12 protein-coding genes are annotated in these 15127 nt (G+C 70.5%); 1 reads left to right on the top strand and 11 read right to left on the bottom strand.

The features are described 5' to 3' along the window. Positions 1-130 precede the first annotated feature (130 nt). Together QY917_RS12275 and QY917_RS12270 are read right to left on the bottom strand one after the other, a co-directional pair. Positions 131-1069: a DMT family transporter gene (locus tag QY917_RS12275; RefSeq protein ID WP_123676781.1), complete on the bottom strand. Its 939-nt coding sequence runs from the start codon at positions 1067-1069 to the stop codon at positions 131-133. After that, positions 1066-1665 (bottom strand): LysE family translocator, encoded by a 600-nt coding sequence (locus tag QY917_RS12270; protein ID WP_011806930.1) that lies wholly within the window; start codon positions 1663-1665, stop codon positions 1066-1068. The genes QY917_RS12275 and QY917_RS12270 overlap by 4 nt, the downstream gene beginning before the upstream one ends. A gap of 144 nt (positions 1666-1809) precedes the next feature. On the opposite strand from QY917_RS12270, the gene QY917_RS12265 reads away from it, so the two are divergent. Next, positions 1810-3267 carry a PLP-dependent aminotransferase family protein gene (locus QY917_RS12265; RefSeq protein ID WP_123676780.1) on the top strand — a complete coding sequence of 486 codons (1458 nt, stop codon included), beginning with the start codon at positions 1810-1812 and terminating at the stop codon, positions 3265-3267. Between the two features lie 49 nt (positions 3268-3316). On the opposite strand, the gene QY917_RS12260 is transcribed toward QY917_RS12265, so the two are convergent. From QY917_RS12260 to QY917_RS12220, 9 genes are all read right to left on the bottom strand, one after another. Continuing rightward, the gene (locus QY917_RS12260) at positions 3317-4795 is read right to left on the bottom strand and encodes a nitronate monooxygenase (RefSeq protein ID WP_123676821.1); all 1479 of its coding nucleotides are present in this window, start codon (positions 4793-4795) and stop codon (positions 3317-3319) included. Between the two features lie 180 nt (positions 4796-4975). Continuing rightward, a complete protein-coding gene (locus tag QY917_RS12255; RefSeq protein WP_123676779.1) occupies positions 4976-6382 on the bottom strand; it encodes a sodium-dependent transporter in 1407 nt (468 codons plus the stop codon). Positions 6383-6452: 70 nt separating this feature from the next. Continuing rightward, positions 6453-7694 carry an HDOD domain-containing protein gene (locus tag QY917_RS12250; protein WP_123676778.1) on the bottom strand — a complete coding sequence of 414 codons (1242 nt, stop codon included), beginning with the start codon at positions 7692-7694 and terminating at the stop codon, positions 6453-6455. 88 nt (positions 7695-7782) lie between these two features. After that, complete coding sequence (gene flgL / locus QY917_RS12245) at positions 7783-9045, bottom strand: flagellar hook-associated protein FlgL (RefSeq protein ID WP_123676777.1); 1263 nt, start codon at positions 9043-9045, stop codon at positions 7783-7785. 11 nt (positions 9046-9056) lie between these two features. Then, a complete protein-coding gene (flgK, locus tag QY917_RS12240; protein ID WP_123676776.1) occupies positions 9057-11051 on the bottom strand; it encodes a flagellar hook-associated protein FlgK in 1995 nt (664 codons plus the stop codon). Between the two features lie 26 nt (positions 11052-11077). Then, the gene (flgJ, locus tag QY917_RS12235; protein WP_123676820.1) at positions 11078-12022 is read right to left on the bottom strand and encodes a flagellar assembly peptidoglycan hydrolase FlgJ; all 945 of its coding nucleotides are present in this window, start codon (positions 12020-12022) and stop codon (positions 11078-11080) included. Between the two features lie 82 nt (positions 12023-12104). Then, positions 12105-13229, bottom strand: coding sequence for a flagellar basal body P-ring protein FlgI (locus QY917_RS12230; RefSeq protein WP_123676775.1), 1125 nt, complete (start codon positions 13227-13229; stop codon positions 12105-12107). A 177-nt stretch (positions 13230-13406) separates the two neighbouring features. After that, complete coding sequence (locus tag QY917_RS12225) at positions 13407-14387, bottom strand: hypothetical protein (RefSeq protein WP_123676774.1); 981 nt, start codon at positions 14385-14387, stop codon at positions 13407-13409. Next, a complete protein-coding gene (locus QY917_RS12220; RefSeq protein ID WP_015914367.1) occupies positions 14388-15104 on the bottom strand; it encodes a flagellar basal body L-ring protein FlgH in 717 nt (238 codons plus the stop codon). Positions 15105-15127: the final 23 nt, after the last annotated feature.

Here is a 15127-nt window from a genome sequence, read left to right as displayed (position 1 = left end):
CTATCCACTCAGAAATGCCGTTGTGCGGCGGTGTGCGGCCCTGCGGGTGGGGCAGCGCGCGCAGCATACGGCAACGGCGCACCGCCCGAGGGGCGCGGCGCCGGGTCCAGGGTTTTCACGGGGCGGCGGTTCACCGGCGCACCGGCATGCGCCGCCCCAGGGCCACGGTGGCCAGCACCGCCAGGCCAAACGCCACGCTCACCGCGTCCAGCGACTCGCCCAGCAGCGGCACGGCAAACAGCATGCTCATGAACGGCTGGGCCAGTTGCACCTGGCTCACCCGCACCGTGCCGCCCAGGGCCAGGCCGCGGTACCAGGCGAAGAAGCCCAGCCACATCGAAAACACCGCCACGTAGGCAAAGCCAGCCCAGGCCGCGGCAGGCACCGCCGCCTGCGGCCATGCCAGCCAGGCCAGCGGCAGCGATACGGGCAGCGACAGCACCAGGGCCCAGCAGATCACCGCATCGGCGCGCATGTGCTGCGCCAGCCGCCCGCCCCAGGCGTAGCCCACGGCGGCGCAGGCCACGGCGGCCATCAGCAGCAGATCGGCTGGATGCAGCGACAGGCCCTGCCGGCCCGAGCGCAGCACCGCGAACACCACCACCAGCGCCGAGCCCAGCAGCGCGCAGGCCCAGAACGCGGCAGACGGCCGCTGGCGGTGCAGCAGCGCGCCCACGGTGGCGGTCGCCAGCGGCAGCAGGCCGATGATCACGGCCGCGTGCACGGCGCCCACGTAGCGCATGGCGATGGAGGTGAGCAGCGGAAAGCCGAACACCACGCCCAGCGCCGTCACGGCCAGCGGCCACCAGTCGCCGCGCTGCGGCAATGGGGCGCGCTGCCACAGCAGCAGCGCGGCCGACAGCAGCCCGGCCACCGCCGCCCGGCCCATGGCCAGGAACAGGCCGGACATCAGCGGTGCCTCGGGCGTGCCGACGGCCAGGCGCGTCATGGGCAGGGTGAGCGCGAAGATCGCCACGCCCAGCAAGCCCAGCATCAGGCCGCGTGTCTCGGCGGACAACGGCTCGCCCGGTGGAGCCACGGCTGGGGCCGACGGAGGGCGCGTGCTCATGCGGCCACCATCCACAGCGCCGTGGCCAGCAGCACCACCGCCATGGCGCGGTTGAACCACAGCAGGCGCTGTCCGTGGGCCAGCCAGTGGCGCAGCAGCGCACCCGTGGCGGCGTAGGTGAAGTTGCTGGTCAGTGCGAAGAAGGCCATTGCCGGCAGCACCACTGCCATGCGCTGCAGGCTGTCGTCGCGCCCGATGACCCAGCCGGCCACGATGGTCAGCGCCAGCAGCCAGGCCTTGATGTTCACGAACTGCAGCGCCACGCCCTGCCAGAAGCCCACCGACAGGCGTGCCGCATCGGCCTCGGACAGACGGCCCGTGTTCGACAGCTTGAACGCGAGCCACAGCAGGTAGCCGATGCCCAGGGCCTTGATGGCCCAGCGCAGCGCCGGCACCGCCACCACCACCGCACCCAGCCCGGCGGCGCACAGCACCAGCAGCAGGCTCCAGCCCACGGGCACCGCCACCACGAAGCGCATGGCGGCGGGCAGGCCGCGGTTGGCGGCCAGCGCGGTGGACAGGGTGGTGTTGGGCCCGGGGGTAAAGCTCATGGCAGTGGCCAGCACCAGCAGGGCGGTGAATTCAACCAGGGGCATGGGTGGGGTCCATCGTTGGGAATGAAGTTATGCGATGCACTGTAGGGGCAAAGTCCATTACAGTACCAATACAGTCAAACCCCACAATTTCAAGCACTGTATCGGCAATTGCATTGGCACAGTGCCGGCTCAGGAAACGCCTCCATGCTGACCCGCACCCCCGACCGCACCCTGACCGAACAGCTCGCCGAGCGCTTTGCCGAGCGCATCCACGCGCGGCTGCTGCCCGCGGGTGCCCGCCTGCCGTCGGTGCGCGAATGCGCGCGCCAGCAGGGCGTGAGCCCCTACACCGTGGTGGCAGCCTACGACAAGCTACTGGCCCAGGGGCTGGTGGAGGCCCGGCGCCAGCGTGGCTTTTTCGTGCGCGATTTTGTGCAAAAACAGGCTCCGACGCCCGATGGGCAAGCGCTGACAGCTCCTACAAAAGGGGCAAAAAATGTGTCGCCGCTGGCCGGTGTCGGCATGCGCCTGTCGGGCTCGCACATCAACGCCACGGCGCTGATCCGCGGCATGTTCCACCAGGCGTCGAGCAAGCCCCAGCCCGGTGCGGGCGTGCTGCCCATCGGCTGGCTGGACGAGGCGCGCTTCATGGGCGCCGCGGTGCGCAAGATCACCGGCAGCAGCGCGCTGCGCGACGGCTCGCTGAGCTACGGCGAGCCCATGGGCGAGCCCGCGCTGCGCGAGGCGCTGGCGCGGCGCATGGCCGACATCAACATCCACGCCCAGCCCGATCAGATCATGACCACCGTGGGCGCCACGCAGGCGCTGGACATCGTGAGCCGCACGCTGCTCAAGGCGGGCGACCCGGTGATGGTGGAGGAGCCCGGCTGGTCGGTGGAGTTCGCGCGCCTGGACGCGCTGGGCATGCGCGTGCTGCCCGTGCCGCGCGGCCCCGAGGGGCCGGACCTCGCCGTCATGGCGCGCTACTGCGAGCTGCACGCGCCCAAGCTGTTCGTGAGCGTGAGCGTGCTGCACAACCCCACGGGCTACAGCCTGTCGCCGGGCAGCGCGCACCAGGTGCTGCAGCTGGCGCAGCAGCACAACTTCCACGTGGTCGAGGACGACACCTACGGCCACATCGCCGCCGACCACGCCACGCGCCTGACGGCGTTGGACGGGCTGCGCCGCACCATCTACGTGAGCGGCTTCGCCAAGATCTTGGCGCCCAACTGGCGCGTGGGCTACCTGGCCGCGCCGCCCGACCTGGTGGAGCGACTGCTGGACACCAAGCTGCTGTCCACGCTGACCACGCCCTCGCTGCTGGAGAAGGCCCTGGCGCTGTGCATCGAGCAGGGCCAGCTGCGCCGCCATGCCGACCGCATGCGGCTGCGCCTGGCGCAGGCCCGCGCGCGCAGCGTGCAACTGGCGCTGGAGGCGGGCTGCAGCTTTGCCGCCGAGCCCGCGGGCATGTTCGGCTGGGTGGAAACCGGCGTGGACACCGACATGCTGGCCCAGCGCATGCTGGACGAGGGCTACCTCATCGCGCCCGGCGCGCTGTTCCACGCCACGCGCCGCCCCTGCACGCTGATGCGCATCAACTTCTGCACCACGCAGGACCCGGCGTTCTGGCGTACGTGGAAGAGAGTGGTCCAATCGGGCTGAAGCGCTTGATGGGCAAGCGCAAGCAGCTCTCTTTTACGTAGCGTTGGCGTCAACGCCGCGGCGGCGTGAGCCCCAAGGCGGTGTTCACCTTGTCCAGGTTGTCCACGTGTGCCTGCAGCATCTCCTGCAGCCCGGCGCGGATGCCCGCATCGTCCACCAGCGGCAGCAGCTCGCGCAGCTTCTTGGCCACCCAGCCCTGGCCGCGGTTGAGGAAGGCCAGGCGCTCGCGCAGGTCGGGTACGGCCATGGCCTTGTCGTAGAAGTCGCCCGTGCGGCTGCCCGGCGTGCCCTCCAGCGTGCGGATGGCGCGCATCAGCATGCCGCACCACTTCACTTCGTCGCGGTGGATGGCGTCGATCAGCGCGCGCAGCGCTTCGTCCTCGGTTTCGGTGCGGCTGCGCAGCGCCACGCGCGCGCCGGCGCGCTCGGCCTCCAGCAGCTCGTCCAGCCGCGCGATGAGTGGGGCGTGGCGCTCGCGCTCCGCATCCCCCGCGTAGCACACGGGGGACGCCACGGCCACGGGCGTGTCGTTCAGCAGCCGCAGGTGCGCGGCGGCCTCGGCGGCGATGCGGCGCAGCCGCTCGCCCGCGGGTTCGATGGCCGTGATGCGCCCCACACCCTGGCCGGCGTACAGCGCCATGGCCTCGAAGTCGCCGGTCATGGAGCGCAGCGGCGAGTCGGTGCTGAACAGGTAGATGGGGCGGCCTTCCTCGTCGCCGATCACCGTGCGTGGGATGTCGCCTGTGGTGGCGAACGGGTCGCCGCGCTCGCGCCGCGTGACGCTGTTGGCCAGCACACGCACCGCGGCGTGGGGCGGCCAGTTGATGTGGAAGTCCTCGGTCAGCACGGTGTCGCCGGCCTGCGCGGCCACCAGCCGCTGCTTGTGCGCGTCGTGGGCGAAGGACTCATGCGTGGCCATCAAGGCGGTCCCCAGCACCGCGGCCTGCGCGCCCTGGGCCAGTACGCGCGCCACGCCCTGCCCATCGGCCAGGCCGCCCGCGGCGGCCACGGGGACGCTGACCATCGCCAGTACCTCGGACAACAGCTCGGCCAGCGGCTGGCGCCCGCGCACATGGCCGCCGGCCTCCACGCCCTGCGCGATGAGCGCCTGCGCGCCGGCCTCCTGCGCCTGCAGCGCCTCGGCGGCGGAGCCGATCTGGTGCACCACGGTGATGCCCGCTGCGCGCAGCCGCGCGATCACGCCGGCATCCACGTCCCAGAACAGGCTGACCACGGGCACCTGCAGCGCGATCAGCAGGTCCACCTGCGCGCGCAGCAGGGGCGCGGGCGTGGCCGCGGGGATCAGGTTCACGCCGAAGGGCAAGGCCGTGCGCTGGCGCACCTGCGCCACCTCGCGCTCGATCAGCGCCAGCGGCTCGCGCACCATGCCCAGGAAGCCGAACCCGCCGGCCTCGGTCACCGCGGCCACCAGTTCGCTGCGCGACACGCCGCCCATGCCCGCGAGCACCAGCGGCAGGCGGCAGCCCAGCAGGCGGCACAGGGGGGTGGCGGGCGGGGCGTCGTGCATGGAGTTCTCCTGTGGGCTGGCGGCTATGGAAGAGCCGGCCATCATGCGTCCTGCGCCACGCACGGCGCAAAGGCCATGCCGGCGCCATGGATGGCGTGCGCTATGAAAAAACTAGCTGCTTGCGCTCGCCAGGAAGGGGTTGCGCGGTGTTTTTGCTCAAAACGCCGAGGTGCCGCGCCGTCACGCGCCGGAGAACACCCCCAGCCCCGCGAGCATGACCAGCAGGATCAGCACCGGCGTGACCCAGCGCAGCAGCAGGCTCACGACGCGGGCCAGCCCCTGGTTGCCCAACTGCCCGTGGTTGGAGAGTTGCGCCGCGAATGCGCGCTCGCCCCAGGCCCAGCCGACGAAGAGCGCGATGGCGATGCCCCCCGCGGGAAGCAGCAGGTTGGACGAGAGGTAGTCCGCCCAGTCGAACAGGGTGCGCCCGCCCGGCTGGAAGGTGGCCAGCGTGCTCTGGCTCAGGGCGCAGCCCGCGCCCAGCAGCCCCAGGATCAGCAGCGTGAGCAGCGTGGCCCGGGGCCGGCTCAGGCCCCAGCGCTCGTGCAGGATGACGACCGGCACCTCCATCAGGGAGAGCATGGCGCCGGTCGCGGCGATAGCGGTGAGGAGGAAGAACGCCGCCAGCAGCACCGAGCCACCCGGCATCTGTGCGAACACCGCGGGGATCGTGATGAACACCAGGGATGGCCCCGCCGACGGCTGGAAGCCGAAGCTGAACACCGCGGGGAAGATCGCCATGCCCGCCAGCAGCGACACCGACAGGTCGGCCAGCATCACGCGCGTGGCGGTGGCCGGGATGTTCTGCTCGGCGGTGAAGTAGCTGCCGTAGGTCATCATCGTGCCCATGCCGATGGACAGCTTGAAGAACGCCAGGCCCATGGCGGTCAGCACCACCGCGGGCGTGATCTTGTGCCACTCGGGCGCGAACAGGAACGACAGCGCCTGGCCGGCGCCGGGCAGCGTCAGGCTGTAGCCGCCCAGCAGCACCAGCAGCAGGAACAGCAGCGGCATCAGCCGTTTGGTGGCCGCCTCGATGCCGCGGGTGACGCCCAGCAGCAGGATGCCGCCGATGAAGGCCAGCACCACCCACTGCCACAGCAGCGCCTGCACCGGGTCCCGCACCAGGGCGTCGAAGCTGGCCTGCGTCTGCACCGGGTCGCTGGACAGCAGGTTGCCCGACAGGGCCTTGGCCACGTAGGCAAACACCCAGGCGACGACCTCGGAATAGAACGCCATGATCAGGAACGCCGCCGCCATGCCTGCCACGCCGATCAGCCACCACGGCGCGCCGCGGGGCTGCAACTGGCGCAGCGCAGAGATGGGATTGGCGCGCGCCTGGCGGCCGATGGCGATCTCGGCCACCATGAGCGGCAGGCCGATGAACAGCGTCGAGAGCAGGTAGATCAGCAGAAAGCCCGCGCCGCCGTTGGCCCCGGTGAGCGAGGGGAACTTCCAAATGTTGCCCAGCCCGACGGCGGAACCCAGCGTGGCGGCGAGCACGCCCAGGCTGGAGGAGAAGCCGCCGCGGCTGGTGGTTGCGTGGGTGCGGGAGGCGTCGGTGCTTGAAGGGCCGGATTTGCTCATGATTTGATAGTGGTCTGCGCGCCTGGATTGTGCGCTACGGCCCAAAAACACCACGGGCCGTGAGTCGCCATCAGTGCGCGTGCGGGCGCTCCACCACCAGCTCGGACAGCACGCGCAGCAGCGCGCGGTTGACGTATTCCAGCTCCAGCTCATGCGTCTCGCACAGCTGGCGGATGGCGCCCGCGTCGTCGCTCTCCAGCGCGCAGGCCATCTCCAGGCTGGGGGCGTAGGGGCCGGTGCGCAGCACGGCCGCGTCGTACACCCGCTCGGACAGCGGCACGCGGCGCAGGATGGTGCCCAGAGGCTCGCGCAGCACCTCGTCCAGCTGCGAGAACAGGCCGCTCAGGTACACCTCGCGGCGCAGGTCTTTGCCCACGCCAGCGTCCAGCAGGTGCTCGGTCAGGCGCGCGCGCAGCACCATGCTGGCGCGGATGGGGCGCAGATCGGGTTCGGTGGCAGCGTGCGGCAACTGGTCGGCCAGCCAGCGCCCCAGCGAGCCGTAGCCCATCATCACCAGACCGCGGCGCAGCGAATCCACGCCGGTGGACAGGCCGAGCGCCGCGGAGTTGGTGTAGACCATGAAGCGGTAGGCCAGCAGCGGGTCCTCGCCCAGGATCTGCTCGAAGCGGTCGATGGACTGCTCGTCGTCGATGGCCTTCATGAGCTTGAGCACCACCTCGTGCGCGGGCTGGGGCTGGCGATGGCGCAGGCTGTAGAGCACGTCCTCCACGGGCCAGCCGGCCACGGCCAGCGCGCCGCCCTCGTCCAGGCAGTGCGTGAGCAGCGCGCGGCTGGCCACGTTGTCATACACCTGCCCGGCGATCAGCGGACTGCGCTGGCCGGCGGCACGGGGGCTGGCATCGCTGCGCCCCGCAGCCGCGGCCTGCAGGGCCTGCACGGCGTCGCTGCTGGACAGGTGCAGCAGGCTGTTGTCGAACAGCCGTGCGATGTCGGCGTCGGGCAGGTGGTCCAGCTCGCCGCGCCACACCAGGCGCAGGCCGCGGGCGTGGGCCTGGCGCGCGCGCTCGCGGATCGCGGGCACGTCCAGCCAGGCCTGGGGCACTTCGATCCAGGGCGCGCCGCGAGGGGCGTGCTCCAGCAGGTCCACCAGCAGCTGCTGCGAGCGAGCGGACAGCAGCAGCGGCGGCGAGCTGGAGGTCCACAGCTCCTGGATGGTGCGCAGCAGGTGCGGCGCATCCACCAGGGTGGCGCCCTCGCTGTGAACGTACAGCTGGATGCCGGCCAGCCGGCGCGCGGCATTCCAGAGGGGCCGGTAGCCCAGCACCAGGCTGCCAAGAACGGATTGGACCATGGGGTAGAAGTGTGGTCAGAGCGGGATGCCGGCCATTGTCACGCCAGTCGCGCGGGCGCGCACGTGGCGAAACCCTGCGTGCGCGGCGTCAGCTGATGAAATTGAAGAGCGACAGGCGCTGCACCTGCGCGTAGGACTTGAGCGCGGCCTCGTAGCCCACGCTGGCGTTCTGGAAGTCCGAGATACCCTGCACCATGTCGAGGTCCTCCGCGCGCGAGCGGTCGGCTTCGAGCTGGATCGAGCGCTTGTCCTGGTCGCCGGTGATGCGGTCGGCGCGGTTGAGCAGCTCGCCCGCATAGCCGCGCATGTTGTGCAGGCGTTCCATGCCGGCGTCGATGTTGGCCAGGGCCTGGCCGACGGCCTGGGACGCGGCCACGCTGTCGGTGGCGTCGGTGATCCCGCGGATCGCGCTGTCGATGGTGCCCATCAGGCTGGAGCTGGGCTGCAGGGCAACGCTGTCGCCCGCCGCGGGCGTGCCCGTCAGGCTGAACGACATGACCGTGTCCGGGCCTTCGTTGATGGTGATGGGAATGGGCTGGCCGGTCTTGACGGGCGCGGTGGTCACGTTCGAGGTGGTCACCGTGCCGTCCTTGGCGGTCTTGGTCAGCGTGTAGTCGACGACGGTGGTGCCCGCTACCGGGTCCACCGTGACGGTGTTCACGGCCAGCGCATACTGCGCCCCGTCCAGTGCCTCGCGGTTGGAGGTCGTGATGGCGCTCGTTACCAGGGAACTGCCCGCGCCGCGCGTGACGGTGGCGGTGTACACGCCGTCGCGCACCGGGTCGAACATCAGCGCGGCATGCCCGTCCACGGTGGTGGGGATCGCCGCGCCACTGCTGGCTGCCTGCCCCGGCAGTCCGGCGAACAGGTAGTCGGGGTTGCTCAGCAGCGGGCCGGTGAAGGGCTCCAGCGCACTGCCCAGCGCGCCCAGCAGGGGAACGCCGTTGGTGTCCTTGCGGTTGATCACCTGCGTGAGCTGCTCGCGCAGGCTCTGGATCTGGTTGGCGTAGGTCTTGCGGTCCTCGGGCTTAAGCGCGCCGCCGCCAGCGGCCACGACCAGCTGGCGAATTTCCTGCACCAGGCCCACGGCGTCGCCCAGGGTGGATTCGGCCTGCGCGATGGCGTTGCGCTGCACGTCCAGCGCGCGCTGCTCGGTCTGGATGCGGCTGATGCGCGTGAGCGCTCGCTCGGCCTGTGCGGCGGCCACGGGGTCGTCGCTGGGACGCACCACGCGCTTGCCCGCGGTGAGGTTCTCCTGCAGGTCCACCAGGGTTTTCTGCCGTGCGCTGAGGTTGCGCAGCGTGGCGTCGTACATGTTGGCGGTGCTGACGCGGTAGAAAGAGCTGCTCATGGCGATTCCTTTCAGCGGCCCATGGTCTGGATCAGGTTGTCGAAAATGTTCTGCGCGATCTGCAGCATCTTGGCGGATGCCTGGTAGGCCTGCTGGTACTGGATCAGCCGCGCGGCCTCCTCGTCCAGGTTCACGCCGGAGACGGCCGTGCGGCTGGCTTCCAGGTTGCTGGCGATGGAGCCCGAAAGCTTGGCCGCGTACTGCGCGCTTTGCGTGCGCGTGCCCACCTGGGCCATGAGGCCCGCATAGCCGTCGGCCAGCGAGGACTCGTCGAACATTTTCACGTCGCGCAGCGCCATGAGGGCGCTGGCGTTGCCCGCGTTGCGGGTGTAGATGTCGCCGTACTGCGGGTCCAGGGCATTGCCCACGTTGACCGTGTCGCCATCCTTGGGCGTGCCCTGCAGGGTGATGGACCAGCCATTGATCTGGATGGGGACGCCCGGTGTGAACGTCTGGCCCGTGGCAACCGCCGTGGGGGGCGTGGTTCCCCGGTTGTACACGTCGTATGTCGCGGGCGGGCCGGCGGTGAAGGCCAGCTGGATGCCTCCGGGATAGGTGGGCGGCGTGGCGGTGTCGCCGTTGGGCGGCAGCACCAGGCCCGGGGGATTGGGCTGGCCCGTGGCCTTGAGTTCCGCCAGTTGCAGCGTCCCCGCGTTGGAGGTTCCCATGGCCGCATTGATGGGGTTGGCGGCGGCCAGGTCGCGCGGGGAATACACCAGCGACTGGATGTTGGCCGCCGCGCTGGCGAAGGGCTTGAACAGCACGCGTTCGTTCACGGCGCCCGCGGTGGTGAACTTGAAGGTCAGTCCGTCCACCATCGTGCCCGCCGGGTCGGTCAGGTCGGCGACGGCCGTGGTCTTGCCGTCGGACAGGCGAATGATCTGGCCTGCGGGGGCCGGGCCCGTGAAGCGCACTTCGTAGTCCGACGCGGCGAACTCGGTGGGAGAGAACTGCGTGCTGTCGCTCAGGTCGATGCTGCCCACCGCGGTGCCGCTGGTGTGGCCCACGACCGATGCGGGCGTGGAGAACAGCGGCTTGCCGGGCTGGCCCTCCAGCGTCAGGCCCAGCGTCTGCTGGTGGTTCAAGGTGGTGCCGATGGCCAGCGCCATGCGCCCCAGCAGGTTGCGGCCCTCGGCCAGGTCCTGGTTGGCAAAGCGCAGCAGGCCGGCCACTTCGCCGCCGCCCAGCATGCCCTCGTTCAACTCCACGGGCGCGCCGCCCGCGGGCTTGAAGAACAGCTGCGTGAGCTGGCTCCCCGGGAACTGCTGGGATTCCGCCACCAGCACCTCGCTGGCCTTGTCGCCCAGCACCAGCGCCTGGCTGCCGCCGATGAACACGCCCACCGTGCCATCGTCGGCCGGGATCTGCGTGGTCTGGATGAACTGGTTGAGTTCGCGGATCAGCTGGTCGCGCTTGTCCAGCAGGTCGTTGGGGCTCTGGCCGTTGCCCTTGACGCGGGCGATCTGCTCGTTCACGTCGGCGATGCTCTTGGCCAGCGAATTGATGCGCGTGGCGTCGTTCTGCAACTGTTCATTGACCGAATAGGCGATCTCGTGCAGCTGCTCCGCACTGCTGCGCATGCGCGCGGCCATCTCGTTCATGCGCGTGAGCGTGACGGTGCGCGCCGTGATGTCGGTCGGCGAGGACACCACGTCGGCCAGCGAGTTCAGCATGTCGGTGATGGCGGCGCCCAGGCCGCTGGTGCCCCCCTGGAATACGTCCTGCAACTGCCCCAGGCGCTCGGCGCGCACCGTGTCGCCCGCCTGTACCGCCTGGGCGGCCGCGGCCTGGCGCGTCAGCAGCTCGCTGTGGTTGCGCAGGATGGTGGCCACCTGCACGCCGTTGCCGATGTAGCCTGAGCCGGTGAACTGGCCCTGCACGGTCTCCATCGCCACGTTCTGGCGCGAATATCCGGCCGTGCTGACGTTGGCGATGTTGTGCCCGGTGGTCTGCAAGGCGACCTGGTTGGCGAGGAGGGCGCGGGCGCCGACGTTCAGAAGACTCATGGTTCAGTGCGTTGGTTCTTATGGATTCAGGCCTGCGTCCCGGATGCCTGGGCCAGCACGGGCGCGCTGGGGGTGCGCGCCACGCCCAGCGTGCTCTGGATGGCGCGGCTGAGCTTGGCGGCGTATTGCGGATCGGTGGCGTAGCCGGCCTTCTGCAGCTCCGTGGCGTAGGCGACGGCGGAATGGGTCTTCTCGCGCGCCTTCTCGTAGCGCGGGTTGTCGTTGATCAGGCGTGCGTAGTCGCGGAACGATTCCTCGAACGAATCGTAGGCGCGGAACTTGGCGACCACCTTGCGCGGCGCGCCGTTGATGTATTCGGTGGTGGTCACCTCGGCCACCTTGCCGGTCCAGCCCTTGCCGGCCTTGATGCCGAACAGGTTGAAGGAGTTGCTGCCGTCCTTGTGGCGGATCTCGCCCTTGCCCCAGCCCGTCTCATGCCCGGCCTGGCCCAGCATGAAGCTGGCGGGGATGCCGCTGCTGCGCGCCACGCGCTCGGCCGCCGCGCGGTGGTGCTGCACGAAGTCTTCACGGCCCTTGGGCGACGCGGCACGCGGATTGTCGGCAGGCGCAGCCTTGCGCAGCGCGACGTCCATGCTCAGCGTGGAGCCCGGCACCAGCGTGGTCTGGCCGTCGCCGCCCAACTGGCGCGAGAGCTGGCGCTGGATGGCCTCGGCCAGCCCACCGGGCTGGCCTGCCATCTGCACCGACAGCTGCTGGTCGAACAGGTCGCTGGCCAGGTTGCCCTCGGCGCCCTCCAGCAGGCCGGACTTCATGGTGGCCTCGCGCATGCTCTTGATGAGCTCGCGCATGAACAGGGATTCGAGCTGTTTGGCCGCCTCCAGCGTGGCGTCCTGGGTGGCCTGGGCGTCGCCCTGGCTGGCTTGCGCCTTGAGGCTGTTGAGTGCGCGGCCATCCACGGCCAGCGCCTGGCGTACGGACGTTGCGCCTGCATTGGGGAGCGAAAGGCTCATGTCCACCTCCCGTCGCGCCGCACGCGGCATGGGCCTTGAATGGAAGCGGCGCCGCCGCGGGGAAGGGTACGCAGGAGCGGCATCAGATCACCTCCAGCTCGGCGTTGAGAGCGCCTGCGGCCTTGATGGCCTGCAGGATGGCCAGCAGGTCCTGCGGTGTGGCGCCCAGCGTGTTGAGCGCGCGCACCACGTCGGCCAGCTGCGGCGAGGCGGGCACCTGCATCACCTTGCCGCCGTCCTGCTGGATGGCGATGTCGCTCTTTTGCGCCACCACGGTCACGCCGCGCGACAGCGGGCTGGGCTGGCTGATGACTGGCGTGGTGCTGATGGTGATGGACAGGTTGCCGTGCGCGATGGCGCAGGGGCCCAGCGTCACCGCCTGGTTGAGCACGATGGAGCCGGTGCGCGCGTTGATGACCACCTTGGCCGCGGGCGTGGAGTCGGGCAGTTGCAGCTCCTCCAGCTCGGCGATGAAATTCACCCGCGCGCCGGGGTCCTGCGGCGCGCGCACCTGCACGGTGCGCCCGTCCAGCGCCACGGCGGTGTCCGGGCCCGAGCGTGCGTTGATGGCCAGCGCCACCTTGCGCGCGGCCTGGAAGTCCGAGGCATTCAGGCCCAGGGTGATGGTGTCGCTGTCGTGCAGCGGCGTGGGCACGGCGCGCTCGACCTGGGCGCCATCGGGGATGCGTCCGGCGCTCAGGTGGTTGATCTGCACCTTGCTGCCGCCGGCCGATGCGCCCGCCCCGCCCACCACCACGTTGCCCTGCGCCAGGGCGTAGATCTCGCCGTCCGCGCCGCGCAGCGGCGTGGCGATCAGCGTGCCGCCCTTGAGCGACTTGGCGTTGCCGATGGAGGACACCGCCACGTCGATCATCTGCCCCGGCTGGGCGAAGGCGGGCAGTTGCGCCGTGATCACCACCGTGGCCACGTTCTTGAGCTGCGGCGCCGTGGTGCCCGGCGGCAGGCTGATGCCCGCCTGCTGCAGGTAGTTGGACATGGCTTGCGCGGTGAACGGCATCTGCGTGGACTGGTCGCCCGTGCCGTCCAGGCCCACCACCAGGCCGTAGCCGGACAACTGGTTGCTGCGCACGCCCTGCACGGCCGCGATTTCCTTCAGGCGCACGGCCTGCGCGGGCGCGGCCAGGCCCAGGGCGGTGGCCAGGGCCACCAGGCAATGGACGATGCGGGAGTTGGGCAAGGCTTTCATGCCCCCGATTGTGGGCAGGCGGGCCTTCGGGCAATGCGCGGAAAAGCGGGGGCTTTTGGGGCGTTTATCGGCGCTGGGGCAGCGGGTGCGGCGTGGCTTGCCGGTGGCGCAGCGCCGATAGCAAAATTGGCCTCCAGCGCTTTACCATCAAGCGCTAGTAGCTATAAAAGTAATAGTTTACTTGCGCGTGCGCGCGGCCCTGGTGGGCGCTGCGGCATGGCGGATGCAGTAGTAGTAGCCGTTGGGCACGCTGGCCAGGTGGTTGGGCCGCGCGCGGCCCGCGCCGTCGTGCGCAAGCGCCGTGTCGTACAGGCCCGCCTGCACGTGGTACACGCCAGCCGGCTGCAGGGCCACGCCGCCGCCGTAGAAGCCCGCGGCCTCGGCGGTTTCCAGTTCTGCCGCCGTGGGCAGGGCGGCGTTCTGCGACTGGCAGTAGCGCAAGGCCGCGTCGCGCGACACCAGCCGGTCTGCATGGCCCGGCGCGGCCGTGAGCCACTGCGCGCTGGCCAGCGGGTTCTGGTGGGCCGTGAAGCGCGTGCCCTGGAAGTAGTCGAACAGGTCGCGCGCCAGCGCCTCGGCCAATAGCGGCGCGGGCGCCGTGGCGGTGAAGCTCTGCGACGCACCGCTGCGCAGCTTGACCAGCGTGGCCGTGGCCTGCACCAGCGCGCCGTCCAGCCGCGTGTAGGTGATGTAGGCGGCCAGCGTGATGCGGCCCACGCGGCTGGGAAGGTCGTCCCGTGCGGAGGGGCGCTGCAGCTGCTCGGGGGTGATGTCGGCGAAGTCGAAGCGCAGTTTGGGGTTGCGCGTGTTGATGCGCCGCGCCTGCCGGTCCAGCTCGGCGATCAGCTGTACGTTGAGGCTGCGCCCCAGCTCGGCCAGGGCCGCGCGCTCGTGGTGGGCCTGCAGGCCGTCCACCGCCTGCAGCGCGGCGGCCACCTTGGCGGGGTCGGCCTTGTCGGCATGCAGGTCGGCAATGATCTGGCGGTCCTGGCCGTAGTCGCCGAGGTCGGAGGCGCGGATCACCGGGATGTTGGGCCACACGGTGAAGGGCTGGTCCACCGGGTCGCGGAAGTCCTGCGCGCCCGCCGGAGCGCAGGCCAGTGCCGCCACCAGTGCGGCCGCGCGCAGGGCACCTGCCCACAAGCGTTGCAGCGTCATTTAGAACGGGCTGATGGTGTTGAACGCGCGCGCCAGCCAGCCCATGGCCTGGGCCTCGGCCTGCTCGCCCAGGCCGCGCGAGATCACGCGCACATTGGCCACGTAGCGCGAGTCGATCACGCTGCCCGGATGGCCGGGCTGGCCGCGGCGCAGGTGGCGGGGATCGACGATGCCCGAGAAGCGCAGCACATCCACGCTGCGGTTCACGCCCACCTGCTTCTCGCCGGTGATGACCAGGTGGCCGTTGGGCAGCACTTCGGTGACGAGGGTGGTGATGTTGCTCTTGAACTCGTTCTTGCTGGCGGTGTTGCCGCTGCCGTTGAAGGTGTTCTCGTAGCCTGCGCCCAGGCCCGATCGCGCGGCCAGCTTGCCCACCGTGGAGGGGGCCAGCAGCGGCAGCGCCGTGATGCTGCCCTTGGTGTCGCCGTTGCGGTTGACGTTGGACTTGGTGTCCTGCTTGGCGTCGATGCTCTCCAGGATCTCGATGGTGACCATGTCGCCCACCAGGCGCGCGCGTTGATCCTCGAAAGCAGGCCGGTAGCTGGCGGCATGGAACAGGCTTCCCGAGGCCGGGCCGGCGGGGCGGGGCAGGGCGGCGATCGGGGGCGGCGTGGTGGGCAGCACGTCCACCGGCGGGGGCGGGTTGATGCTGGCGCAGCCGGCGGCCAGCGCGGCAGCGGTGGCCGCTGCCAGAAGGCGCAGGAGGGAGGTGGTCATGGCAGGGTTCCTTGTCGTGCGGC

Origin of the sequence: Diaphorobacter sp. C33, assembly GCF_030503915.1 — a bacterium.
Classification (GTDB): domain Bacteria; phylum Pseudomonadota; class Gammaproteobacteria; order Burkholderiales; family Burkholderiaceae_C; genus Diaphorobacter; species Diaphorobacter nitroreducens.
The sequence above is the reverse complement of the archived record's forward strand: the minus strand, read 5'-3'. Positions and strand labels throughout refer to the sequence as shown.